This is a genomic window from Bacillus sp. FSL P4-0334 (genome assembly GCF_038004825.1).
Classification (GTDB): Bacteria; Bacillota; Bacilli; order Bacillales; family Bacillaceae; genus Bacillus; species Bacillus velezensis.
Window position 1 is genome coordinate 542,561 of sequence record NZ_JBBORX010000001.1, and the last position, 23,274, is coordinate 565,834.

At 44.7% G+C, this 23,274-nt stretch carries 24 protein-coding genes and 4 pseudogenes; 5 read left to right on the forward strand and 23 right to left on the reverse strand.

What is annotated here, in order from left to right:
* Positions 1 to 11 precede the first annotated feature (11 nt).
* From NSQ37_RS02740 to NSQ37_RS21190, 6 genes and pseudogenes are all read right to left on the reverse strand, one after another.
* A pseudogene (locus tag NSQ37_RS02740) lies at positions 12 to 510 on the reverse strand (hypothetical protein).
* A gap of 191 nt (positions 511 to 701) precedes the next feature.
* Positions 702 to 1,142 carry an SMI1/KNR4 family protein gene (locus NSQ37_RS02745; protein WP_341123185.1) on the reverse strand — a complete coding sequence of 147 codons (441 nt, stop codon included), beginning with the start codon at positions 1,140 to 1,142 and terminating at the stop codon, positions 702 to 704.
* Positions 1,143 to 1,557: 415 nt separating this feature from the next.
* Positions 1,558 to 2,024 (reverse strand): annotated as a pseudogene (locus NSQ37_RS02750) (DUF2004 domain-containing protein).
* Position 2,025: 1 nt separating this feature from the next.
* Positions 2,026 to 2,577 carry an HNH endonuclease gene (locus NSQ37_RS02755; RefSeq protein WP_445661288.1) on the reverse strand — a complete coding sequence of 184 codons (552 nt, stop codon included), beginning with the start codon at positions 2,575 to 2,577 and terminating at the stop codon, positions 2,026 to 2,028.
* A gap of 157 nt (positions 2,578 to 2,734) precedes the next feature.
* Positions 2,735 to 3,040 (reverse strand): hypothetical protein, encoded by a 306-nt coding sequence (locus NSQ37_RS02760; protein WP_012118628.1) that lies wholly within the window; start codon positions 3,038 to 3,040, stop codon positions 2,735 to 2,737.
* Between the two features lie 16 nt (positions 3,041 to 3,056).
* A pseudogene (locus tag NSQ37_RS21190) lies at positions 3,057 to 3,429 on the reverse strand (T7SS effector LXG polymorphic toxin); the annotation flags it as partial.
* Between the two features lie 3 nt (positions 3,430 to 3,432).
* Here NSQ37_RS21190 and NSQ37_RS02770 point away from each other — a divergent pair.
* Positions 3,433 to 4,044, forward strand: a pseudogene (locus NSQ37_RS02770) (IS3 family transposase); the annotation flags it as partial.
* 63 nt (positions 4,045 to 4,107) lie between these two features.
* Here the strand turns inward: NSQ37_RS02770 and NSQ37_RS02775 are convergent.
* From NSQ37_RS02775 to NSQ37_RS02820, 10 genes are all read right to left on the reverse strand, one after another.
* Positions 4,108 to 4,617 carry a hypothetical protein gene (locus NSQ37_RS02775; RefSeq protein ID WP_341123188.1) on the reverse strand — a complete coding sequence of 170 codons (510 nt, stop codon included), beginning with the start codon at positions 4,615 to 4,617 and terminating at the stop codon, positions 4,108 to 4,110.
* 20 nt (positions 4,618 to 4,637) lie between these two features.
* Complete coding sequence (locus tag NSQ37_RS02780) at positions 4,638 to 6,374, reverse strand: ribonuclease YeeF family protein (RefSeq protein WP_341123189.1); 1,737 nt, start codon at positions 6,372 to 6,374, stop codon at positions 4,638 to 4,640.
* A gap of 19 nt (positions 6,375 to 6,393) precedes the next feature.
* Positions 6,394 to 6,654, reverse strand: coding sequence for a YwqI/YxiC family protein (locus NSQ37_RS02785; protein ID WP_007407543.1), 261 nt, complete (start codon positions 6,652 to 6,654; stop codon positions 6,394 to 6,396).
* The gene (locus tag NSQ37_RS02790; protein ID WP_007407544.1) at positions 6,654 to 7,088 is read right to left on the reverse strand and encodes a DUF5082 family protein; all 435 of its coding nucleotides are present in this window, start codon (positions 7,086 to 7,088) and stop codon (positions 6,654 to 6,656) included. Before NSQ37_RS02790 ends, NSQ37_RS02785 begins: the two co-directional genes overlap by 1 nt.
* A gap of 280 nt (positions 7,089 to 7,368) precedes the next feature.
* On the reverse strand, positions 7,369 to 8,157 hold the full coding sequence (locus tag NSQ37_RS02795) for a YwqG family protein (protein WP_327943620.1): 789 nt from the start codon (positions 8,155 to 8,157) through the stop codon (positions 7,369 to 7,371).
* A 63-nt stretch (positions 8,158 to 8,220) separates the two neighbouring features.
* Positions 8,221 to 9,546: a UDP-glucose dehydrogenase family protein gene (locus tag NSQ37_RS02800; protein ID WP_015240736.1), complete on the reverse strand. Its 1,326-nt coding sequence runs from the start codon at positions 9,544 to 9,546 to the stop codon at positions 8,221 to 8,223.
* A gap of 199 nt (positions 9,547 to 9,745) precedes the next feature.
* A complete protein-coding gene (locus NSQ37_RS02805; protein WP_012118632.1) occupies positions 9,746 to 10,510 on the reverse strand; it encodes a tyrosine-protein phosphatase in 765 nt (254 codons plus the stop codon).
* Positions 10,511 to 10,555: 45 nt separating this feature from the next.
* Positions 10,556 to 11,245 carry a CpsD/CapB family tyrosine-protein kinase gene (locus tag NSQ37_RS02810; protein ID WP_012118633.1) on the reverse strand — a complete coding sequence of 230 codons (690 nt, stop codon included), beginning with the start codon at positions 11,243 to 11,245 and terminating at the stop codon, positions 10,556 to 10,558.
* Positions 11,232 to 11,978, reverse strand: a complete 747-nt coding sequence (locus tag NSQ37_RS02815) for a YveK family protein (protein WP_007407552.1) — start codon at positions 11,976 to 11,978, stop codon at positions 11,232 to 11,234. The genes NSQ37_RS02810 and NSQ37_RS02815 overlap by 14 nt, the downstream gene beginning before the upstream one ends.
* A gap of 215 nt (positions 11,979 to 12,193) precedes the next feature.
* Positions 12,194 to 12,337, reverse strand: a complete 144-nt coding sequence (locus tag NSQ37_RS02820) for a hypothetical protein (RefSeq protein ID WP_003151259.1) — start codon at positions 12,335 to 12,337, stop codon at positions 12,194 to 12,196.
* Between the two features lie 203 nt (positions 12,338 to 12,540).
* Here NSQ37_RS02820 and NSQ37_RS02825 point away from each other — a divergent pair, with 203 nt between their 5' ends.
* A complete protein-coding gene (locus NSQ37_RS02825) occupies positions 12,541 to 14,151 on the forward strand; it encodes an SWIM zinc finger family protein (RefSeq protein ID WP_085341572.1) in 1,611 nt (536 codons plus the stop codon).
* Complete coding sequence (locus NSQ37_RS02830; protein ID WP_341123193.1) at positions 14,138 to 16,912, forward strand: DEAD/DEAH box helicase; 2,775 nt, start codon at positions 14,138 to 14,140, stop codon at positions 16,910 to 16,912. The genes NSQ37_RS02825 and NSQ37_RS02830 overlap by 14 nt, the downstream gene beginning before the upstream one ends.
* A 112-nt stretch (positions 16,913 to 17,024) precedes the next feature.
* Here the strand turns inward: NSQ37_RS02830 and NSQ37_RS02835 are convergent, their stop codons facing one another.
* The 4 genes from NSQ37_RS02835 to NSQ37_RS02850 form a co-directional block, all read right to left on the reverse strand.
* Positions 17,025 to 17,882, reverse strand: a complete 858-nt coding sequence (locus tag NSQ37_RS02835) for a Cof-type HAD-IIB family hydrolase (RefSeq protein ID WP_132105688.1) — start codon at positions 17,880 to 17,882, stop codon at positions 17,025 to 17,027.
* Positions 17,879 to 18,661, reverse strand: a complete 783-nt coding sequence (locus tag NSQ37_RS02840; RefSeq protein ID WP_015418394.1) for a DeoR/GlpR family DNA-binding transcription regulator — start codon at positions 18,659 to 18,661, stop codon at positions 17,879 to 17,881. The genes NSQ37_RS02835 and NSQ37_RS02840 overlap by 4 nt, the downstream gene beginning before the upstream one ends.
* A 208-nt stretch (positions 18,662 to 18,869) precedes the next feature.
* Positions 18,870 to 19,211, reverse strand: coding sequence for a single-stranded DNA-binding protein (locus tag NSQ37_RS02845; protein ID WP_003151249.1), 342 nt, complete (start codon positions 19,209 to 19,211; stop codon positions 18,870 to 18,872).
* A 97-nt stretch (positions 19,212 to 19,308) separates the two neighbouring features.
* Positions 19,309 to 19,662, reverse strand: coding sequence for a hypothetical protein (locus tag NSQ37_RS02850; protein ID WP_003151247.1), 354 nt, complete (start codon positions 19,660 to 19,662; stop codon positions 19,309 to 19,311).
* Positions 19,663 to 19,834: 172 nt separating this feature from the next.
* Between NSQ37_RS02850 and NSQ37_RS02855 the strand changes: the two genes are divergently transcribed.
* Positions 19,835 to 20,245: a YwpF-like family protein gene (locus tag NSQ37_RS02855; protein ID WP_012118638.1), complete on the forward strand. Its 411-nt coding sequence runs from the start codon at positions 19,835 to 19,837 to the stop codon at positions 20,243 to 20,245.
* Between the two features lie 47 nt (positions 20,246 to 20,292).
* Here the strand turns inward: NSQ37_RS02855 and mscL are convergent, their stop codons facing one another.
* Positions 20,293 to 20,688, reverse strand: a complete 396-nt coding sequence (gene mscL / locus NSQ37_RS02860; RefSeq protein WP_341123194.1) for a large conductance mechanosensitive channel protein MscL — start codon at positions 20,686 to 20,688, stop codon at positions 20,293 to 20,295.
* 55 nt (positions 20,689 to 20,743) lie between these two features.
* On the reverse strand, positions 20,744 to 21,169 hold the full coding sequence (gene fabZ, locus NSQ37_RS02865) for a 3-hydroxyacyl-ACP dehydratase FabZ (protein WP_003151242.1): 426 nt from the start codon (positions 21,167 to 21,169) through the stop codon (positions 20,744 to 20,746).
* A gap of 195 nt (positions 21,170 to 21,364) precedes the next feature.
* Between fabZ and NSQ37_RS02870 the strand changes: the two genes are divergently transcribed.
* Positions 21,365 to 22,429, forward strand: coding sequence for a tetratricopeptide repeat protein (locus NSQ37_RS02870; protein WP_007407559.1), 1,065 nt, complete (start codon positions 21,365 to 21,367; stop codon positions 22,427 to 22,429).
* Positions 22,430 to 22,446: 17 nt separating this feature from the next.
* Here NSQ37_RS02870 and NSQ37_RS02875 read toward each other — a convergent pair whose 3' ends face one another.
* Positions 22,447 to 23,268: a flagellar hook-basal body protein gene (locus tag NSQ37_RS02875; RefSeq protein ID WP_012118640.1), complete on the reverse strand. Its 822-nt coding sequence runs from the start codon at positions 23,266 to 23,268 to the stop codon at positions 22,447 to 22,449.
* Positions 23,269 to 23,274: the final 6 nt, after the last annotated feature.

Genomic DNA, 23,274 nt, shown 5'->3' on the forward strand with positions numbered 1-23,274 from the left:
AAATCGTCTTTTCAGTTCAAGTTCTTCATTTCGATATACAACGCAATAAAACTTCCATAAGGATAATCTCCATCCCAGCCACATGGAAAATAGCCCGCTTTATAAATTTTGAAAAGTTTTTCAAAAATTGTCTGTTTTCCCGTTTACTGCTCTATTTATTGCACAATTATTTAGATCTGCTACGATCTCTTCAAGAAAAGTATTAAATTCAGTCGTAGCACTTCTGACATTTTCCGAAAAAATTTTCAGAAGCATGTCTAGGTTTTGTGGTTTTTGATCATCGTTTAATTCATAAAATTTTCCCCATACCTCACTCATCTCGTTTTCTTTTATATCTTTCCACGCATATTCATCTTCACCAATTACATCTTCGTAAGCATAGTACTTAGCTTTTTCTTCATCATTAATAATTTTAGTAAAATAAGAGATATCATGTGATGCAACTGCTTTAAAGGTTTTGGAAAAATTAATAACTTCTTTTACCTGATTATGATAATGTCCGTATTTCATTACTTTATACACCTTTCCTAAGTACAACCGTAGGGTTACCAACTCTCCGGTAACCGGAACGCAGCCTAAAGCCAAATAAATTATTCAGAATTTACAAAACAGAAAACAACAATTCACCTATGAAAAAACCTTGAAAGGCTTCAGCAGCCATCAAGTTTAATTAATTTTTCTAACCATTCCCTCTTATAAGTCTAATCCTCAATTAAATCAAGATAATATTTATCATTTTTCATAAGTTCTATTAAAAACTCTTCTAATGAATCTGCAATTTTTATATCATCGTAATATATTGAATTGTTTTGTTCATTGCCTAATGCAATTAACAATAAAGCACTTTCATTCGCTTCAAAAAAAATCAATTTATCTTCTTCAAGTTCCTCATAAACTTCTATATCTGGATAAAACTCAAAGTCATTAACTTTTAATCTTGCATCTCTAATTGAAGCGGGTCCAAGAATGCGATTAATATTATATTCTGATTTTTTCAGAAAGCCGTATCCAACCTCAAGAAGAAACTGTCTCAAATCATAAGGTAACCTTAATCCTAACTTATTTTCTACTTCTAAAATTTCATTCTCACTTACTGGATAAAATGTATTTTCTTTGTAAGTTTTAACAAAATCATATTTCACAATTATTTACCTCCTTTGAGTGGGAGAGTTTTTCTCCTGTGACGGGGTTCATAGCCCAACAGACATTTAAGTCATTTTAAACAGAAAATAACAATTCATTCGTAAAAAACCTTGAAAGGCTTCACTAGCCAATCAAGGTCAATTAATTCTTCTAACTATCCCATTTTTAAGTACCATTAAATTTATAAGTTTTTGGTAACAGTATGACACCATTTATATGTCGTGACAACTACTACGTTAAAACTTACGAGTTTGTACGAGTTCGTTAGTTTCATATACATTCCATGTGTTTATCTTCATCACCCAGTAAAAAGTGATCTCGCCTAAGCTCGTACTTCGTTTTCTATTCTATCATTGCACACAGTACTCCATGATGTTACAACCATCAATGAGTTTTTACTTTTAGCAGCCTATTTTAAATTGCAACATCCTGATAACCTACTTCAATTATTTTTTCATTTAATAGACGAAGCCCTAATCCATTTTCTGTATCCCATGAACAGTTAAATGTCATTCCAATATCTCGTCCTTCAAAAATATCCGCATATGGAACAACAATTCCATCTAAAGTTATCATTTCTAGTATTTGATCAGGTGTTTCAATTAATGGATAATTTTCATTTAATTCAATATCATAACCCAGTTCATGTCCTTCTGTTTGTAATAGTCTAATATTGATTGCAATAATTTTGGCTGTAAATCCTCCCAATTCTGCATTAATGCTTGATATGCCATATACTGTTCTTCATCAAACTCCCCATCTTCTTCACCATCTATCATCAAAGAGATCTCAGATTCTTTTCCAAAAAAACGAATAATGGTACCCTTAACCCAACCATACTCATATTCAAGTTCACCAAAAATTGGATCGTTTATAGCCATTTTATATCTCCCCTTTTTGTTTATTAGCAAACCCTCCAGGTTTAAAAGCTCCTGCGTTTATTTCTCCTACACCACCAAGGTGTCCGAATTCACTATTTATTTTTGTTGGCACAAGTTGCATTGTTTTAACATCATTTAATTCATGCCATGTTAATTTATTTTTTTCTCGATATTTTTTTATATCTCTTGCACTAATTTTACCAGATTCCATCCCAAATTGACTTGCTAACTCAGGTGATCCATTAATTTGGTCAGCTAATTTTTGATCTGATTGAACAAAATTAGCTCGTCTGACTTTCCCCCCATAAGTTCCTTTTCCTCCAAGCATATAGTTGATTTCAACTTGTGCTTTTGCTATTGGTGAAAAATCAGGAACTCCATTTTTATATTGAATACCTTTTATACCAGCCTCATCTAATATGCTTTTCAATTTAGGGTCTGGTGGAGGTTTAAGCGTACTTAAAGATTCTCCCCTAATTCCTTCAAATTCAATCTTTGGATTGATCTGTGCAGGTGTTTGATTAATCCTTGATTCATACGATAGGGTATACATTTTAAAGTTATTTGTACGCACTCTATAATTTGGTAAAACATCATATAAGGCTTATAAGGATCACCTCTACTCTCTAAATAGAAAACAGTTTATTCGGCACTCACCCCCACTAAAAAAGCCTTAAAAGAAAATAAAAATCTTTTAAGGCTTTTCATTACTAGAGGTTATTGATTTTGTCTTTATAAACTTTTAAAATTGTTGTGTTTAAATCACTGATTTCTGAGAAATGCCATTCAAACGTCGTTAGAATTCTATGAAGTTCAAATAACATTTTCTCTATTTCATCACCATCGTTCTTATCCAATGAACCAAAATTGTTTAGTATAATATCTAAATCTCTAGTTAACACCCTAAAATCCTCAAGGTTCTCGTACTGTTCATCTAAATCTTCTTTATTTACAATATTAATACTTGAATTAAGTTTATCTAGTATGTCCAATATTCCTTCTAACTTTTTATCCATATAAATTCCTCCACTATTATTTCCAACCCTTAACTACTCGTCCAAGTGCTTTCTTAGTCTTGTCAGGGTTTAAAGTACCATCTAAATTCAATACGTATTTCACATTTCCCGTCTTATCTATTACTTCTAAATGGTCTTTGTGTAATGCGTCAAGATAAACTCCATAACCCTTTTTCAGATATTGGTTATCAGTTTTCTTTTCCACCTTATAAATTGATTGTCCATCGTACTTTACTTTTGATTTTGATAAGGAATTACTTATTTTTTCCAAATTCCATATCAAAAAACTCATTCATATTTGAAACAGGTTTAACAATACCCTTAATACCTTTACCACTACCAGCCATCTTCACAATCCCAAGATCTTTCACAGCTTTGGTTTTCACATCAGCATGAATCATAAAACGGTTCAGCGCATTATGCAGAAGAATCAGTGGCAATGCCGGGTTAAGGTGAAAAAGCGCAAGAAGAATGGGCAGCCATATGCCGTGGCCGAGAATATATTAGATCGAAACTTTCAGTATGATCGCCCTCTGGAAAAGCTAGTAACGGATATCACATATTTGCCTTATGGGCAGAAACAATTGTACCTTTCCAGTATATTGGATTTATACAATGGAGAAGTGATTGCTTTTACGATTGGCGATAGACAGGACACAGACTTTGTCTTACACACACTTGATCAGCTGCCCGCACTGCCAGAGAACTGTGTGTTACATAGTGACCAAGGTTCTGTTTATACATCTTATGAGTATCAGAAAGCTGTTAAAACAAAAGGCATTACCATGAGCATGTCCCGCAAAGGGACGCCCGCTGATAATGCCTCCATCGAATCGTTTCATTCCTCACTAAAGTCTGAAACGTTCTATCTTAACATTGATCGAACTACGACGGCCATCGTAGAACGCACTGCCATAGAATACATTCATTATTATAACAATATTCGTATTCAAACGAAACTAAACAGCCAATCGCCGATACAATATCGGCAATTGGCTGTATGAAGGTGTTTTGATCCCTGTCTCAAAAACAGGGGTCAGTCCCAATATAACTACTTGCTTTTTTAGTTAAATTTTATTACTAAAGTTAATTTCTTTTACAAGGATAGCTTCGTTTCCGTACTCTTCAATGTCGGCCTTTAGCCAACCGCTTTCCTCTTCTCTATATTTATGAAATCTAAGTGTCGCAAAACCTTCATCAATACTTATAATTACAACAAATTTATGCTCAGGAAATTTTTCTTTTAAATATTGTTCCCAACCGTCTACTACCTGAAACGCATAAAGTGAAATCTCTTCATCAGACAAATCACTGCAGTCTAAATAATCGTTTATGCGGAGCTCATTACACGATGCTTCATACCCCGTTTTATCCCCGTACATTTTCAAAATTCTATTCCAATTTATCGTTGTATTATCAGTTAACTCATACTCTAGATCTAGAATATAGCAATCGTCTACTTTAACTATATTAGGTGAAATAATATCCTTTAATTTAGATAGGTCAACTTTATTTGCATTACTCCGATCTTCAAGTCGTTCTTTTAGTCTTTTCATATTTTTATTTGTATATTCCATATATAATCTTCACTCCTATACTAAAATACAGGATCTTCACCTAAAAATTTCAATCCCTTATTTATAGCTTTCTGAACACTCTTGTCTTTAAGTACTTTTTGAATTTTGCTAGGTGCATCTTCACCTGTTTTTTGGTCATAAAACTTTTTTGTTTCTACATCAAAATACCATTTTTTATTATTTGGCTCGTGATAGTGAATTTGACCTTCTCTTTGTCCTGGATTTGGGTTTTCAATGTCTATTCTTTCTGTCTTCCCATTTTGCCATGTTGTCTTACTTGCAATTTGAGTTCCATTTTGACCGAAAAGTTTCTTACTATTCCCGCTGCCACTACCCGCCATCTTCACAATCCCAAGATCTTTCACAGCAGTCGTTTTCACATCAGCATGAATGATTGGGAAAGTTGCGCCATCCGGTGTGACAGTCTTGTGGACACGAATTTTTACATTCGTCGGTACTTTGAATTCTTTTACTTGGTCTAGAATCTTTTTCCCTTTTTCAACTTTTGATGCTTGTGGCGATTTTGCAAGCGGTATGCCTTTGTTTACATGCTTCGCCAATGCACCGGCTCCAACCAAACTCAGCGTAGCTTCCAGCGCCCCTTGCTTCCGCTTCTCCTCGGACACTTTGTTTCCGAACATATCCCGGCCTGTGACGGCTTCGGTGAATCCGTTTGAGGCGACAAGGCCGTATGTGCCCATTTCTGTCATTTTGAGAATGTCTAAGGATTTTCCGGTTTTATAGGCATCTAAAGCATGTTCTGCGGCAATGACGGTTTTCCCGGTTTTGTAAATGGCTTTTCCCCCTTTGAAAGCGCGGCCCGCCCAGCCGACGACCGGTATGAATCCGGCGGCGGCCATCGCTCCTGCTGTGACGCGTTCTGCGGTGGAGAGCTTTTCTCCGGTCACCGGATCAACGCCTTCGGCTGCTCTTTTATAATCATAATAGCCGGTGACTTCGCCGGTAAAGTTGCAGATTCCGTCCCATGTTTTTTCGTACCATGGTTTATTGGCTTCTTCTTCAGCCTTTTCCTGAAGCCGTCTTGCTTCGGCCTGCTGGGCTTTTGCGTCAATATAGTCCGTTCCCTGTTTTTCTGTCGCCGTGACGCTTTTGTAGATTTCATTGCTGTGGAAGGCTTTTTTGTCATAGTACATAGGGGATGCGCTTTTCCCGTTGCTGGTGGCCTGCATGAGAACAGAATATTTGCTGAGCACTGCGTTGTCCAGAGATTCTAAGTTTTGATATTCAGCAGTCAGGGATTCATCAAGCGTATCGACTGCCGTGATTGTGTCACGTCTGGTTTTCTGGGCATCGCCCATTTTATCAGCGTAATCATCCAGCGTATATGTGTCGAGATGAATAATATCGCTGATGCCTGACAAAATTGAATCGATTTCTGCTTTATGAGCGGAGACAATCTCTGAAGCTTTCAAATCCGCGTTGGGCAGCTCATGCTCCAAAAATGAAGTCTCCACATATGTATCGCTGAGTTCTTGATCTTTAATGTCACCTGAAATGCCATTTAAAAACGCAATTTGAGCAGAGACAAGCGTCAGCCAGCTGTCGGCGATTTCCGCTTGTCCCTGAAAAAAATCTTTTATATTGTCTGCGCCTTTCCCTTTCAAAGCATCACCCAGATCGGCCACGCCTTGAAAGGCTTGTTTGAGCGCACGCAGCTGCTCTTCAAGGGCTTCGTATTGTTTCTTTCTCTTATCTGCTTCGTCCGTTAACGATTGTGATTCAAACACTTTGCTCATCGGCAAGTCCTTTCTTTCGTTATTTTACGGCGATCGCCTCGTCCTGTTCTTTCAATGAATCTACGTTGTCTTTAACGTCCGCGATATTCTTATGAACGGCCTGCTTGTATTCGCTGATCATCGATACAAGCTTTGCCTCGCGGGATTGGTACTTGGAGGTATAGTCGAGCTTGTTTTTTCCGTTTGAACCGGCGTTCCCGATCGAAACAGCCTCCAAAGCGCTGCTGACGGATTCAAGCTGCTTCATGACGGTTCCGTATTTGAGTTTTATTTCTGCCATTAAAACCAACTCCAGCTTCTTTTGATTGATTGTATTTTTTCTCCGACCGTGTCAAGGGCTTCTTCTCCCAGCGTCAGCAGGTGCTCTGCCTCTCTCGCGATGCTTCTGGCGGCAAGGAGCCCTCCTTTTTCAATTTCAAGCTGTGTCATCTTTAAGCCGATTCGGTAAATATAACCGTCGTATTTGTCTGTGACGATTCTGTATGCTTCTGTATGGGCCTGATCGCGCCGGTCATCAAATTCTTCAGCAAAAGTGCCGGTCCAATGATGGTCCAGGTGCGGCCTGAGGATGTCCCTGATTTCAGATACGCCCTCTTCCTGCAGAGATTCTATCTCTCTTTTCGCTTCTTTTAATTTATCAATTTGGTGTTCAACCTCGCCCAGTTTATGGCTGATCGTGCTGTTAATATGGCTTAATGTGCTTGAATGGCTCATCTGTTTTCACCTCGTCTTACGCAAAAAGTCGTACAAAAAGCACAGACTTTTCCATACTATATTTCCATATATTATATTTTAAAATAGACAGAAAGCAGCTTAAATAGGTTAAATGGCTTATTTTCAACAGCCGAGATGCTCATCATTAACGCCAAAAGACTCACATAAACGGCATATCCATTCATCGATCTCCTCTATGTATCCATGATAAATTCCCTAAAAAAAAGGAGACAGTGATTAACCGTCTCCTTTGCCTTGTATCATGATCATCATACTGTCGTTAACTGCAGTCCCAGTTGTACAAAACGTTTGAGAAATCTTTTTTCTTCAAATCTTCCGGTCTGATAAAGAAATTGGCGATTCCCACATCTCCCCACATCGAATCAATGTCATCATCTGAATCAATTTGCAAAAGCAGAATCGTATGGTTTTGATGGGAGTAAGACCGCGGATCTTCCTGGGTGAAGGACGCATAGCCGCCGATTTTATGGCCGAATGCGTTCGCCGTATATTCGTCATACACCTCATCGTCAAACTGCTCGAAATAGTCAAAGGCATCCATCCCGGCATACTGCCCGAATTGAAAATCAGACGGGAGCACCCATTCAGCAGACAGCTCAGGGGTGATCAGCGCTTCGGATTGAATCGGAAAATCGTACTCCTCTTCAACCTGAACGAAAGAAAAATCATCCATGAGCTCCGCTTCTTCTGCTGTCACATGTTCAAAATATTTGACGCAGAAACCCGTTTGCGCGCACCCGTCGTCAAAATTCAGACCGTATACGTCATCACTGACCGATATGTAAAACTGAAGAATGCCGGTGTCCGGAAAATCAGGAAGTCTGGGCATATCCGCAAAATTGATTTGAGCGAGAAGCTTCATCGGCCTGCCGCTTTCATCTTTAGGATATGGTTCATGTTTCGGAAAATAGGGGTCTCCTGCAATTTTACTGTCATACCGTCCCGTTTCAGCTTTTTTGACGTGCAGTTTGATAAAAGGCCGTGCTGACGTTTCCAGCAGACCGCGGGATGATTCCATTTGCTTCGGCAATTTCCATGTTTTTTCCACGATAAATATCTCCTTCGTCTCTAAAGATTGTATGATAAAAGGCCGGCGCGGTCCGCCGGCCTTTCAAGTGACAGAATCAGTCTGAGGCACGACGGCTCTTCTTCCGATTGAGATATATTCCACGCCCGCCTGTTCCGCTTCCTCAAGCGAGTGGCAGTTTCTCCCGTCGAAAATAACCGGGGTTTCCATCAGCTCTTTGTACGCTTCAAGCGGGAAGTGTTTAATTTGTTCCCAATCTGTCAGAATCAGGACGGCATCCGCTCCCCTTACGGCTTCTTCTATGGACTCCCGATAGGAAACCGCAGCCGGAAGCAGTCCGGAAGCCCGGAATGAAGCGATCGGATCGTACGCTGTCATCCGGGCGTCAAGAGCCGCCAGACGATCCGCAATGACAATGGACGGCGCGTCCCGCATATCATCTGTATTCGGCTTAAAAGACAGCCCTAATAACGCGATGGTCTTCCCCGTCACACCACCGAGCCTGTTCAGCACTTTATCAACCAGCATGGACTGCTGGTTATTGTTGACTTTAATGACGGACTTCAGCAATTCAAAATCATGCTCCACATGTCCCGCGATCTGCACGAGGGCGTTTGTATCCTTCGGAAAACAGGAACCGCCGTAACCGATGCCGGCTCTTAAGAATTGATTGCCGATCCGTTTATCCAATCCCATTCCGTGTGCGACTGATTCCACATCCGCACCGACTTTTTCACATATATGAGAAATTTCATTAATAAAACTGATTTTCGCCGCTAAAAATGCGTTTGACGCATATTTGATCATCTCAGCGCTTCTGATGTCCGTATGATATACCGGAATCGCAAGCGGCGCGAAAACCCGGTCAAGCGTTTCCCGCGTCTGCCGGTCTTCAGCCCCGATCACGATGCGGTCTCCGTGAAAGGTATCGTGAATTGCCGAACCTTCACGGAGAAATTCCGGGTTCGAGGCGATTGAAATGTTCACGTCCGCTTTCAGCCGTGAATGAATAACTTCGCTGATCCTGTCATTCGTTCCCACGGGAACCGTGCTTTTTGTCACGACGATCGCATCTTTACAAATATGTTCGGCAATCCGTTCGGCGACATTTTCAATATAAGTAAGGTTTGCGTGCCCGTCTTCTTTTTGCGGTGTTCCGACCGCTATAAAAATAACGTCCGCTTCCGCAAGCCCTTTTTCGTAGCTCGTTTCAAATGCCAGCCGATGCCGGCCGATATTTCGTTTCATCATATCTTCAAGGCCCGGTTCAAAGATAGGGGACAATCCCTTTCTCATCTGCTCAACCTTACGTTCATCAATATCTATGCATGTTACGTCATGGCCGATTTCTGAAAGAGACACTCCTGTCACAAGACCGACGTAGCCTGTTCCGATCACTGTTATTTTCATCGTGTTCCCCCAACCGTTTAGAAATTGCTGCTGGGCAGCTTACCGTTATTATCATATGATCCCGGCACCGGCTGAATGCCGGAAGCCTGAGGTCATGATAGGAAAAAACGGCGCCGGCCGCTGATAATAGCATAAGCATAAAAGAATCATCTTGCAAAACAGCCGCTTACGCTTCATTTAAACGGGATGGAGACGACGATTAAAAAAGACCCCAGCGCTTACGGCGGGCCACAGGCAGCGGAGGTTCCTTATAAACGGCTTTGTTTTCAGCGAGAAGCGCCGCATTTTCCGTGAGCATGTAAATCAGCTCCGCCCCTGCTTCTTTTTTCAGAACGCCGAGCGCCTCCTGATAATAAAAATTTCTCGGTCCGAGATTATGGGCGTCAGATGCGAGAAAGTGGATCAAATTCGCTTCAATCAGCTGCAGCGAAAAGGATTTCGCTTTCCGCCCGAATGCTCCGGCAATGCAGCCGGCCGTCACTTGGGCGACCGCGCCTTTCTTCACAAGACTGTATAGGACGGAAGGGTTTTCGCGAATTTCCCTGTTCCGCTCCGGATGGGCGATGACGGGGACATATCCGTTCAGCTGCAGTTCATAAAACAGCCTTTCAGCGTAGGCCGGGACATGATCCGCCGGAAATTCCGCCAGCACATACTTTGTATTATGGAGCGGGACAAGCGAGCCGCTTTGAAGACCTGCCAGCAGATCTCCGTCTGTTCTGATTTCCTGGCCGGGCAGAACAGTCAGCGGAATGCCTTCCTTGTTCAAACGTTTGTTTAACAGGCTGACCGCTTCGTTGACCGTATGCCGGTCCGTGTCATAGCGGTATTTCACATGATGCGGCGTCGCGATGATCGTATCAATCCCCTGTCTGACCGCTTCTCTCGCCATCTTCAGGCTTTCTGTATCATCCGCCGCGCCGTCGTCTATGGAAGGAAGGATGTGACAATGGATATCTATCATATTTCAATCCCTCCTTAAAAAGAATGGACCGCGCCCATTATGACATTATTGTCCGTAATAGGCGTAGTCCGAGTGTTTCGTTTGTTTCTTCCCGTTCATCACGGCCCCAAGGAGCTTGCACGGGCAGTAATCGAGCGCTTCTTTCGCCTTGGCCGCTTTTTCCTTGTCCGTTTTCCCGCTTGAGATCACCATAATGGCCCCGTCAGTGTAGCTGCCTAATATTTTCGTATCGGCTACGGCCAAAACGGGAGGCGTATCCAAAATCACCTTATCATAAACTTCGGCGGCTTCTGACAGAAGATCTTTCATGGCACCCGTCGATAAAAGCTCCGCCGGATTGGGCGGGATCGGCCCGCTCGTTAAAATATCCAGGTTTGCTTCATCAGCCGGCAGGACGGCTTTCTGAAACGGCATCTGTTTTAACAGCAGTGACGTTAATCCGGTTCCGTTATCCAATTTGAAGGTGAAATGAACCGTCGGTTTGCGCAGATCCGCATCAATTAAAAGCACTTTTTTCCCCTGCTGTGCAAATACGACGGCAAGGTTGGCCGCGGTTGTCGATTTTCCTTCTTCCGGACCGGCGGATGTGATCAAAAGGGACTTCACCTCCGTATCAACGGAAGAAAATTCAATGTTTGTGCGGATCGTGCGATATTGTTCTGAGTTGATGGATTTCGGCTCAGACATCGCAATCACGCTTCGTTTTCCGGGTTTGTCTTTTTTACGCGTCAACATGTCCGCCCCCCGCTTGTTTGGTTTCCGCCATCCTCAAGTTTTTGGCAACGCTGTCTTTAGTACTGATTGAAGTAACCGTTCCCAGGATCGGGATGCCGAGCAGCGATTCCAGCTGTTCTTCCGATTTGATCGTATTATCCAGATGTTCCAGCAAAAAGGCGAGACCGATTCCGCCCAAAAGTCCGGCGGCAAACGCAATCGCGATGTTCAGCTTACGGTTAGGCTCTGCCGGTGACTGGCTGTCCGCCGCTTCGGCCTTTGAAAGGATGCTGACATTATCCACGTTCATAATGGCAGTGATCTTGTCCTGAAAAACGGCTGCAACCGCATTTGCCATAACGGCCGCCCGCTTAGCATCCGTATCCCTCACGGCAATCGTCACGACTTGTGAATCCTGCTCGCTGGATACCGTAATTTTCGATTCCAGCTCTTTCGAAGTCATGGACAGATGCAGCTGTTTAATCACTTCGTCAAGGATGACCGGGCTTTTGATGATGACATTATACGTGTTGATTAATTGGAGGTTGGTTTGAACGTCATTGAATTGGACTTCTTTTTGATTGTTTTTGGATTGGCTGACCAAAATTTGAGTTGAGTTTTCATAGACCGGCGTAAGAGCGAAGAAACTGATGAGTCCGCCTGCGGCAGATGCCGCCGCGGTAATAATAAGTATAAACAGCAGACGCTTTCTCAGTATTGCGAATATTTCCTTTATGCTTGTAGATTCTCCCATATAACCTCCATATCACTTTCCGCGTATTCCCATTCCCTCCAATGATCTTTTCCAATTACGATTATACAGTTTTAAACTGTCATTTCTAACCTTTTCAAATGACAAAATTCGACAAAAATAGACAATCACTTCAATCTGTTTTATTTTTGTAAGCGCTTTAAATACTGGTGTCACAGGAAGATTAAAAAATCCCGCGGCCAAGAGCCTGCGGGATTTTATGTTGCATATCCATTTTTAATATAAGAAATCAAATTCTCAAGCATTTCTTTTGTGGTCATCTCAGAGGACTGCTCACCAATGTCGTGCGCATGCATTAAAATCTTCAGAAACTCCTCTTGATCTAACTTCGTTTTCTTCATCATTCGTTTCCTTTCGGCTTCCATTAAATTGAAAACAAGATTATTATATGCTGTCGGGTGCTGTTTTGCAATCTCTAATACATCATTCGACACATTCGGGTTTTTATGTCCTTTTTTAGGAAAAACTTTTTCCGGGCCATGTGTTGCGATATAATAGAGGAATTGGAATCTTTTTATTTTGTGACTCGTTAGGAGCGATAATCATGCTTCAGGATATGATTGCTAAAGAAGATGTGCTCGCAGCGGCTGAACAGCTTAAAGAACTTCTTCCTTACAATGAAGACAATGTTCAGCTGATGAAGAAAGCACTCATTTTATATCGGCAGGATTCCGTCTATCGTATACAGGTTCAAACCCCGACAGAGATTTCCGCATATGTGCAGGATGTTGTGCCTGTAAGGGTCACGCTGAACTTATTTTTCATGGTGAAAAGCGGCTGCGCATGCCCGTCTGAGGCGATCTGCCGCCACGTGCTGGCCGTTTTTCTTTACGTATATGCCCAATTCGAGCGGGTCGGTACCTTTACCGAACATTGGCTGGAAAGAGAAAAGCTTGAGGAAAGCAGGGAGCTTGTCCGCCGGCAGTTTCAGGAAAAAGTGCTGCCGAATGAAGAGTCGCTGTCAAGCTGGCTCGCTTTTTTTGATTCGGAATTCTCGCTGTGGGAGGCGCGGACGCCGGCCGGAAGCCAGACGATGCAGGGCCTTTATTACGGCTATCTGTCAGCGCTCAAAAAACACGCCCCGAAAAAACCCGAGCTTAAAAGCTTATATCAGATTCATTCGGCGCTTGCCGTCTGGCTTCACATGTTCACTTTGATTGAGTCAGGCAGATTGGATGCCGAAAAAGATTATTACAGCATCAATCCATACGTGGAACAGCTGATGGATACGATTTATTCCTCCATTGACAGACTGAAAACGTACGCTTTGTCTTTTTCACTCGATCCCTTTTTAGACCGGACGCCCCCGGTGCTCCGCAGACTGCTTGTGAAAGAAGAGCTTTTTCAATACGAACGCCTCCGGGTATTCGGTGAGATGTGGAGCGCGCTTTTGAACCGGCCGAAATGGGTTGCGCGTGAACAGGAGATTCTCGAACAGGAAAGCGGGCGCCGTTTTTCGCCGGAAGTGCGGTTCGGACGGCTTCATCTGGCCTTTTTGCAAAAAAATGATGAAGCGGTCTTCCAAGATATGTCCCGCTTCCCTCCTGAAGCGCTGCCGTATACCTTTCAATGGCTCGGTGAACTCACCGCGAAAAAAGACTGGAAACGGCTGAAAGCTTGGTATGGCCGGATCGAACCGCTTGCCGTGAACTATACGAAGCTTGATAAGCCGTTTAAAGAAATGCGCGACATCATCGGAGAGCTGTTTGCGCTATTGGCGGATTATGCGCGGCACTCACGGGATGATCAGCTGTTTGAACGGTTTGCTTCCGGCTGCCTTCCCTATACCTTTACCGAATACAGCCAGTACCTGTACGAAAAACGGCGGTACGCGGAGTGGGTGGAGATTCACAGCCTCGTCGGTTTTTCCGTCTGGGAAATCGAAAAGGACATCCTAAAGGAAATTGCCGCCAGTGATCCGGAAGCGCTCATCCCCTCCTATCACCGGGCGGCGGCCTTTTTTATCGACCAAAAAAACCGCAGCGCCTATAAAGAGGCTGCGCGCCATCTGAAAAAACTGCGGACGCTTTATAAAAAGGCAAAGAAACAGCAGGTATGGGAGCGGTATATCAGCCGGCTGAGCGCAAGCTACAAGAGGCTGCGCGCCCTTCAAGAAGAATTGCAGAAAGGAAAGTTGATTGATGGCGAGTCTTAAGGAAATTTTCATTCATGTAGAACAAATGGAAGATTGGACATTTACGCTGTCAAGCCATAATGAGAAGGAGCAGCCGCTTACTCTCAGTCAGATGAAGACTCATTTGTTCCAATGGCATGAGTCAACCTTTTACGGAACGTTTCTTGAAGACGTCAGCTTCATCGGCACCCCGGCCGTTCTGCTCAGCCCGTGGATGACCGTCGAGCTGCTCGGAAAAAACTCGTTCAATTCATTCAGCACCGTGCAGCTGACAAAGGAAACGGAACCGTTAATCGAAGCGGCTTCGACGATATACGAATTTATTGCCGACGGCGATTTTCTTCCGGATTATGAGGCTTGGCAAAATGGCGTCCTGCGCTTCAAAGACCGCGAGCTTTTGCTGGAAGGCTTTACGGCAGACTGGTTCTCAGCCGCGGTCCAGGACTACATTCAGTACAATGATGACCTGCTGGAAAAATGGCGGCGGATCGAAACCCGCTCGCCGGCCGTTCGAACGTTTAAAGGCTCCTTTTTGGATGAAGATGATTTTCTGGAGGGAATCGGCTGGCATGACGATCTGACGCCGTTTACCGTCGGGCTCCGATTAAACGAGCCTGATTTCGACGGTGACGACTGGAAAATCGAAATGTTTTTACGTGAGAAAAAAACCGGCTCCATCACCTTTTTTGACGGACTGAAGGGACTGAAAAAAGCGTGGCAGGCATACAGCGGAAAAATCGCGCGCGAACAGGACCGCTTCCGCAGAACGGTTCCCTGGCTTTCGTTTGATTCAGGAACGACGCTGATTTCTGAAGAAGAGGCTTGGATCTTCTTATCGGAAGCGAGTGAGACGCTTGTCGATATGGGTGTGGAGATTCTTCTCCCATCATGGTGGCAGATTGTCCGGGACAGCAATATGATGCTCAAGGCGAAAGTGTCATCCTCGCCGCGGGGCGAGTCCTTCGTCGGCATGAACGCTCTGCTTGATTTCAACTGGAGATTCGCCACAAACGGAATTGAGCTGACAGAGGATGAATTCAATGAGCTTGTCGCAAACAACAGACGTCTCGTCAACATCCGCGGCCAATGGGTGAAAATTGATCCTCAATTCATTAAACAAATGAAAAAACTGATGGAAAAAGCGGAATCTGAGGGCCTCCACATGTCCGACGTGCTGGCGCGCGAACTGATGGATCACGGGGAAAACGGTGCCGAGGACACGGACATCATTGACTCATCGGCATTTGCCGGGATCAAGATCGAATTATCAAAGCAGCTCAGAAGCCTGATCCGCAAACTGACGGATGCCCGGGATCTGCCGGAGCATGAAGTCAGCGCCGCGTTTCAGGGCCAGCTCCGCCCTTATCAGATGTACGGCATGAACTGGCTTCTGTTTTTACGGGAAAACGGCTTCGGCGCCTGTCTCGCAGATGACATGGGACTTGGAAAGACGATTCAGATGATCGCTTATTTTCTCCATGTGAAGGAAAGCGGCCGGCAAAAAGCGCCTGCCTTAATCATTGCGCCGACATCGGTGCTCGGCAACTGGCAGCGTGAGCTCCAGACCTTCGCGCCGCAGCTGAAGGCCGTGCTTCATTACGGCCCCCGCCGGCCGAAGGGGGAAGCATTTGTCCCGGCCTATCAGGACGCGGATGTCGTTCTTACTTCTTACGGCCTGTCGCACGCCGATCAGGAAGAGCTTTCTTCCGTGACATGGAGCACCATCTGCCTTGATGAAGCGCAAAATATTAAAAACGCGCATACGAAGCAGTCCCGCGCGATCAGAAAGCTGAAAGGCGTCCATCATATCGCGCTGAGCGGAACACCGATGGAAAACCGCCTGACAGAGCTTTGGTCGATCTTTGATTTTATGAACAAAGGCTATCTCGGCAGTCTGACCGGCTTTCATAAACGCTATGTGCTGCCGATTGAAAAAGACCGTGACGAAAAAAGAATCAACCAGCTTCAGCAGTTAATCCGGCCGTTTTTACTGCGCCGGACAAAACGGGATGAAGAAGTGGCGCTTAATCTTCCTGACAAGCTGGAACAAAAAGAGTTTATCCCGCTCTCAGCCGAACAGGCATCCCTTTATGAACAGCTTGTCAAAGATACATTTGAACATATGGCTTCTCTGACCGGGATGCAGCGGAAAGCGCTGATTCTGAGCATGCTCGGCCGCTTGAAGCAAATATGCGACCATCCTGCGCTCTATTTGAAGGAAGAACAGACAGAGCTGTTAAACGGGAGATCCGTCAAACTGGAAAAGCTGCTTGATTTAATGGCGGTGATCCGCGGACAAGGGGAAAGCTGCCTCATTTTCACCCAATACATTCAGATGGGCAATATGATGAAGCGCCTCCTGGAAAAAACATTCGGAGAACCGGTTCAGTTTTTAAACGGAAGCCTGTCCAAGCAGGAACGCGATTCTCTCGTCGAACGGTTCCAGAAGAAAGAATACCCGACGCTGATTTTGTCACTGAAAGCGGGCGGAACCGGCCTGAACCTGACGGCTGCCAATCATGTCATTCACTATGACAGATGGTGGAATCCGGCGGTGGAAAACCAGGCAACCGACCGCGCCTACCGAATCGGCCAGGAACGGTTCGTCCACGTTCACAAACTCATTACGACGGGAACGATTGAAGAAAAAATTGATGCCATGCTTGAAACGAAACAAACGCTGAACGATCAGATTATCCAAAGTGAAAATTGGATTACCGAGCTGTCATCCGCTGAGCTTGAAGAGCTATTCACCCTCAGCGCATCGGCGCAATCACATTAAACGCAAAAAGGCCGGCTCTCTCAGAAGAGCCGGTCTTTTATGTCGTCCTTACTGTTACGCCGCATTTGCCATGAATGCGTCACGCCAGTCATGAACAGTATCGCCATACCTTTCACAGTAAATTCCTGATCATATGCGCAACGCCGTTTTGATCATTTGTCAATGTAACGGCATCAGCGATCTCTTTAATATCTTCTCTCGCATTCCCCATCGCTATGCCTTTTCCGGCCGCCTGAAGCATTGAATAGTCATTTAAGCTGTCACCGACCGCGGCGGTTTCAGCCATCGGAATGCCGAGCTTTTGCGCCAGCCGTTTGAGCGCCTGCCCTTTAGAGGCGTTTCGAGACGCCAGTTCAAAGTTGTGATCGGCAGAGCTGACAAGGGTGAGATCTTTATGACCGCTGAATCGGTCCCAGCCCGCTTTCAGCTTCCGCTCATCAAACGAAAATCCGAGAATATTATAAAAATCCAGATGCTCTTCTTTCTCAAAGAGCTCACGGTATGAATGAATGTAAGCAAAGCCGGACTGGCTGTACTGCACTGAAGCCGCCTGTTCCAAAACGGAAAGATCGGTTTCCGGATTGGCGCTTTTCACCCGGTCCATTTCGATATCGAGCAGCTGCCTGCCGGTTTCAGGCGTATAGATGGCTTTGTTTGTAAACACCTCATAGTAATATTGATTCTCTTCAAGCCAGGACAAAATGCCGCGGGCTCTTGTTTCTTCAATCGCATCACAGTGGTACAGGCTGCCGTCAGGAGCATAAATGGCGGCTCCGTTTGCGCTGATGACCCACGTTTTTATGCCGAGCGGTTCGAATATGGAGTGCACGTCAAAATGCGCGCGTCCCGTGGAAACCACGATTTCAATTCCCGCTTGCCGGGCTTCCCTTAAAGCCCGCTCATTTTCATCGCTTACTTGATGACTGCTGTTCAGCAGTGTGCCGTCCAGATCTATGGCAATCAGTTTCACATGTCCTCATCCTCTTCTTCAGATTCAGTTACAAGCAATTCTACGCCGTGCCGGTCGAGCAGATCGCAAAAATCCTGATCAGGCAGCTGATCGGTAATCAGCAGGTCAACCTCGTGCAGGTCTGCATACTGGTAAAAACTCGTACGGCCAAGCTTGGAGTGATCGCTCAGCGCAATCACCTGTTCAGCCTGTCGGATCATTTTACGCTTTACCATGCCGTCTTCTTCATGCGGAATCGTCAGGCCGTTTTCCGAGATGCCGACAACGCCGATCAGCACCTTATCGGCGTGATAATCCCCCAGTTTTTCTACAACGGAAGCCCCGTATAAAAACCGATGTTCCTTCTGGAGCTTTCCGCCGAGCAGGTGAATATCAATTCCCTCTTTTGCGGAAAGGATATCGGCCTGATTGATCGAATTTGTAATAACAGTGCAGCCGGTGACATTTAAATGCTCCGCGCAGGCCTGCACGGTTGTCGAAGTGTCCAGGATGATCCGGTCTCCTTTATGGATCAGGGATGCGGCCAGCTTGCCGATTTTGTTTTTCTCTTCAGAAACAGTTTTCAGCCGGCCCGAATAGCCAGGAACCTCCTGATTCACCGACGGCAGAATCGCGCCGCCCCGTGTTCTGATAATGGCCCCGCGCTCTTTCAGCTTTACAAGGTCCCTTCTTGCGGTATCTCTTGAAATATGAAGCAGCGAACATATCTGTTCAGCGGTGATTCGCCGATGCTGTTTCAAATATTCCATTATCGCAATCAGTCTTTCTTCTTGATACACGTCCTCATTCCCTTTTTCGTCACTTATCTGTAAGTAATTATAAGTTTTTATCCCAATATATTCAATGTTTTTAAGCATTCATAAGCGAAATCACTTCTTTTTAACCATTTTTTAGCTCCCTCACAAAAAAACCAGTCTTTCGACTGGCGAGTGGGAAGGAGGTATTGCGGGGCCCGCTGAAAGGCGGGAAATCGAGGAAAAAAGAATGCTATTCAGCCAGCGGCTCTTTCCGTTTTTGATCCATAAACCGAACGGTATCAGCCATGACCTCGGTCACATAAACTTTTACGCCGTCTGTCTTTTCATAGCTTCTCGTCTGGATTCTGCCGCTTACACCGACCATTGACCCTTTTTGGCAGTACAATGCCGTATTTTCAGCGTTTTTTCTCCAGATGGTGCAGTTGACGAAGTCGGTTCCGGTTTCACCCGACGCGCTTTTAAAATTGCGGTTTACCGCCAACGTAATATGCGCGACGGGAATGCCCGCTGATGTAAAACGGAGCTCCGGGTCTTTCGTCAGCCGGCCGACAAGCATAACGTGGTTAAACAAGCCGTATCCTCCTCTCTTTTTCGAGGCTGGCTTCATTGTAGTACAAGGGCTCGTGAAAGCAAAAAGCGGAAAAAGCCGTTATTCGTTCAGGCTGCTCTTATGTTTTCGTTTTTCTTTCTGATAAAAAAAACTTTTGTTTTTGACCGCTTATGTAATATGTATTTTTGAGCAGCCGCGAGAAAAGTTTCGTTTTGAGCCAGTCTTTCTCAAACATGCGGACAAACTTTCCGCCATCCCATGCGAACCAGTAAAAACTCAGCTTTTTATCAGTCAGTGAAAGCTGAATTTTATACTGTTCCATGCGGTCTTTTGTTTCATATAAAAAGACGACATTTCCCCTTCTGTTAAGATGCACCTCACAATCTTCCTTTTTGCATACCAAGTAGGAATGATCGTCTTTTCGCCTTGAACCGTCTTCTATATAGATTTCCTTCAGGCGCAATTGATTCATAAGCATCTCTCCATGACCATATTCTTTTACATTATAATGAAAAAATAGAAATGATTAAATGTTGACCGCCTACAAAAATGATGAAGCATGTCTTACAGCATTTTCCCGGGAAAAATGATATGTGTTATAATAAATGAACGAAAAACATGGACAACAGGGGTGAAAATAAGAGATGAAAACCTTTAAACTGGTTGATCTGAATGTGGAACGTTTAGATAAAGACGATCAGCCAATTGAGCAGTTTCCCCTTTTAGACGGATTGATTATCAATAAAGAGGACGGAGAAAATCATTGGTTAATTGAAGCACTGGTCCCGGCCGAACACTTGTCTTTTTTTGACATGCTGATGAAAAGCCAGAAAGAAGCGAAGGTGTTTGTAACGATTACGAAAAAAAGCAACCGCCCCGCCCAGCTGACGGGAAGCATCAAAAATATCGTCGAGCTGGAAAGAAGTATACAAGTTTTAATTTACGGTCAAATGGTGTCTAGAAACCACCCCGGATCAGAAAGCATTCTGGAGTCGCTCGTGAAAGAAGGCTACTCGGGCAGCCGGCTGATTGAAGCGTTTAAACAAAAATTATAATCATATGAAAAAGGCCGGACGTTAATCATCCAGCCTTTTTTTGTGCCCTAGTCATTGTGAGGAGCCCGCTGTTTCAGCAGATCTCTGATTTCAGTCAGCAGTTCTGTCTGCTGATCTGTTTCCTTGGCTTCTTCAGCCTCTTCTTCTGCTTCTTTTTTACGTCTCAGCTTGCCTATTGTGCGGATCACGATAAAAATAGAAAATGAAATAATAAAGAAGTTCACAATCGTTTGAATGAAGCTTCCGTACTTGATATGAGCATCGCCGAATGTCACGGCCAGCCCTGAAAAGTCAAGACCGCCAAGAAGCAGGCCGACCAGCGGCATGATGATGTCTTCAACGAGCGACGTCACGATTTTGCCGAAAGCGCCGCCGATGACGACACCGATAGCCAGATCCATGATATTGCCCCGCATCGCAAAGCTTTTAAATTCTGACCACATCACATTCACCCCTTTCTATACAAAATGGGCTTTTTATAAGCCCATTTGTTTGCTTTTATTCTCCGAGCGCAAAGGTTAATTCAGCTTCACACACGAGCTCGCCGTCAACTTTGGCAACGCCTTTGCCGCGTCCGATCGTACCGCGCGCGCGGGTAATATCAACCTCAAGCTCCAGCTTGTCACCCGGTTTTACCTGCTTTTTGAAACGGCAGTTATCAATCCCCGCAAAAAATGCGAGTCTGCCCCGGTTTTCTTCTTTAATCAGCATCGCAACCGCTCCGACCTGCGCCAAAGCCTCTACGATTAATACGCCCGGCATAACAGGGTATTCAGGAAAATGGCCGTTGAAAAAATCTTCATTCGCCGTCACATTTTTATATCCCGCCGCCCGTTTTCCTTCTTCGACTTCCGTAATTCTGTCTACCAGAAGAAACGGATAGCGATGGGGAATAATTTCTTTAATTTGCTGAGTATCAAGCATTCTCTTGACATCTCCTTCATCGACAATAGTATGTATAGAAGGCATATGTGGCAACCAATCTGTACATTTGGAAGTATATTATGAATCAATTTCTTTTTCAACCGCGCTGTAAACTGTAACCAGCTGGCAATGAGCCTCGTCCATTAATGTGTTATGATAAATAAAGATTTTTACCCTATGCAAAGAGGTTGGAAGATGATTGCTAAGTTTACTGAAAAACGTACGCTGGTGATGCTGAATGAGTGGTATGACGCCATGGGAAAACGCCAATTCGATCTAGCCCGTTCCCTTCACGAACAAATCAATCAGCATCTCCCCAAATTACAAAAGAATGCAAAGCTCAAACTCAGATATCAGCTGTTTTTCGCACGGTTTCAGCTGCTGTTTGAGAAAAAAGACGGTCTGAATAAGCTGTTCTGCGAGCTGAAGCGGCGCAAAGATGAGATGGATCATGAATTAACTTATTATTTCTATTTTTTCAAAGGGTTATTCCATATGGTGAATGGCGCTCCGAACCGTGCTGTCTGCCGCTTTAAAGAAGCTGAACAGTACCTGCCGGCCATTCAGGACCGTTTCGAAGCCGCTGAATTTTATTATAAAACAGCGGGTGCATATTACATGATGAAGTCGCCTGCGCTCTCCATTCAATATGTCAATAAAGCGCTGGAAATCTATCAAGATGAAGCCGGCTACATCAAAAAAACGCTCAGCTGCCGGCTGCTTCTCGCCGTGAATTATATAGACGAGGCACGCTATGACGACGCAGAACAGCTCTTCAATGAATCCATAAAGATAACGGACCGGATCAATGACAATAACCTGCTGTGCCACGCCTATTATAATTTTGGTTTTTTAAAGACCGCCCAGAAAAAAGATAAAGAGGCCCTCCCTTTTTACAAAAAGGTATTGGGCAATCAGCGTTTCGAGAAAGAGTCTCCCGTTTCCTACCTGCATTGTGTGTACGAAGCGGTCAGAGCACTTTTTAAAACCGGCTCTGCCGCCGAAGGACAAACCGTGCTGCAGAAAGGTTTATACATATCTGAAAAAGTGCAGAACAAGATTATGAAATTGAAGCTGACCGCGCTCAACATACTGTACACCGCTCAGGAGGACCCGTACGACCGATTGCAGAAGCTCGTGCTGGAGCTGCAGAAAATTGAAGCGTGGGTGGATTTGGAAGTGCTGCTTCAGGATATTACTGATTACTACAAAAAAAAGGGCGATTTTGAGAAAGCCGCATTTTTTATCATGCGCGGCTGATCAAAACGCCCCTTCTTTTATCTGACTGAGTTGATTAAGCCCAGCATTTGGTCTCCCAATGTAATCGTGCGGCTGTTCAGCTGATAGGAACGCTGAGACACGATTAAGCCGGTCATTTCTTTTGACATATCGACATTTGAACCTTCAAGCGCGCCCTGCTCCATGCCGATTGCCTGCCGGTTTGCGCCGGTAAGCTCTTCAATCGCTGAAGCCCCCGCGCCGTTCACGGAAAACAGATTATCCCCTTCCGCATGAAGCGCCTGCGGATTATTGACATTGACGATGCCGAGATTAAACGTCTGCGAACGGGTTCCCGCCTGGTCTGAAGCCGTCAGCGTTCCGGTTTTGCTGATTTTCAGCTGAGTCAGCGAACTGTCAATTTGTATGGGCTGACCGTTCTCATCGAGAATGGGATTGCCTCCCGCTGTCATTAGCTGAAGCAGCCGGTCATTTCCGCCGGCCGGCTTGAGGGAAAGTGAGCCGTCCCTTGTATACACCCGCCGTCCGTCCGCTTCTGCCTGAAGATATTGATAAGGTGATGTGAACGCGATATCAAGGTCACGGTCGGTTTTTTTGATGCTTCCCTGCCCTGAGTCCAGCTGCGGAGTCATGACCGTTCCGGCGCCGAGACGCAGGCCGGGCGGCGTTTTCCGCATGTTCGGCGAATTTTCCTTTTTGTCATCTATATGGTCATACTGCTGTCTGATCAGCTCGGAAAAGCGGGAGTCCCTCGCTTTATAGCCTGTCGTATCACTGTTTGAAAGGTTGCTGCTGACTGTATCCATCTGCTGCTGAAGCTGATGTAAGGCTGTTGAAGCCGTCAGCATTGATCTGAGCATCATAAT

What these genes read in the sequence shown, in the direction of transcription:
- NSQ37_RS02780 (WP_341123189.1), bottom strand. Translation starts at nt 6,374, where the DNA reads ATGAGCAAAGTGTTTGAATCACAATCGTTAACGGACGAAGCAGATAAG.
- NSQ37_RS02775 (WP_341123188.1), bottom strand. Translation starts at nt 4,617, where the DNA reads ATGGAATATACAAATAAAAATATGAAAAGACTAAAAGAACGACTTGAA.
- NSQ37_RS02800 (WP_015240736.1), bottom strand. Translation starts at nt 9,546, where the DNA reads ATGAAAATAACAGTGATCGGAACAGGCTACGTCGGTCTTGTGACAGGA.
- NSQ37_RS02810 (WP_012118633.1), bottom strand. Translation starts at nt 11,245, where the DNA reads ATGTTGACGCGTAAAAAAGACAAACCCGGAAAACGAAGCGTGATTGCG.
- NSQ37_RS02850 (WP_003151247.1), bottom strand. Translation starts at nt 19,662, where the DNA reads ATGAATCAATTGCGCCTGAAGGAAATCTATATAGAAGACGGTTCAAGG.
- NSQ37_RS02815 (WP_007407552.1), bottom strand. Translation starts at nt 11,978, where the DNA reads ATGGGAGAATCTACAAGCATAAAGGAAATATTCGCAATACTGAGAAAG.
- mscL (WP_341123194.1), bottom strand. Translation starts at nt 20,688, where the DNA reads ATGTGGTCAGAATTTAAAAGCTTTGCGATGCGGGGCAATATCATGGAT.
- NSQ37_RS02805 (WP_012118632.1), bottom strand. Translation starts at nt 10,510, where the DNA reads ATGATAGATATCCATTGTCACATCCTTCCTTCCATAGACGACGGCGCG.
- NSQ37_RS02875 (WP_012118640.1), bottom strand. Translation starts at nt 23,268, where the DNA reads ATGCTCAGATCAATGCTGACGGCTTCAACAGCCTTACATCAGCTTCAG.
- NSQ37_RS02785 (WP_007407543.1), bottom strand. Translation starts at nt 6,654, where the DNA reads ATGGCAGAAATAAAACTCAAATACGGAACCGTCATGAAGCAGCTTGAA.
- NSQ37_RS02830 (WP_341123193.1), top strand. Translation starts at nt 14,138, where the DNA reads ATGGCGAGTCTTAAGGAAATTTTCATTCATGTAGAACAAATGGAAGAT.
- NSQ37_RS02870 (WP_007407559.1), top strand. Translation starts at nt 21,365, where the DNA reads ATGATTGCTAAGTTTACTGAAAAACGTACGCTGGTGATGCTGAATGAG.
- NSQ37_RS02855 (WP_012118638.1), top strand. Translation starts at nt 19,835, where the DNA reads ATGAAAACCTTTAAACTGGTTGATCTGAATGTGGAACGTTTAGATAAA.
- NSQ37_RS02820 (WP_003151259.1), bottom strand. Translation starts at nt 12,337, where the DNA reads ATGAAGAAAACGAAGTTAGATCAAGAGGAGTTTCTGAAGATTTTAATG.
- NSQ37_RS02755 (WP_445661288.1), bottom strand. Translation starts at nt 2,577, where the DNA reads ATGTATACCCTATCGTATGAATCAAGGATTAATCAAACACCTGCACAG.
- NSQ37_RS02760 (WP_012118628.1), bottom strand. Translation starts at nt 3,040, where the DNA reads ATGGATAAAAAGTTAGAAGGAATATTGGACATACTAGATAAACTTAAT.
- NSQ37_RS02825 (WP_085341572.1), top strand. Translation starts at nt 12,541, where the DNA reads ATGCTTCAGGATATGATTGCTAAAGAAGATGTGCTCGCAGCGGCTGAA.
- fabZ (WP_003151242.1), bottom strand. Translation starts at nt 21,169, where the DNA reads ATGCTTGATACTCAGCAAATTAAAGAAATTATTCCCCATCGCTATCCG.
- NSQ37_RS02790 (WP_007407544.1), bottom strand. Translation starts at nt 7,088, where the DNA reads ATGAGCCATTCAAGCACATTAAGCCATATTAACAGCACGATCAGCCAT.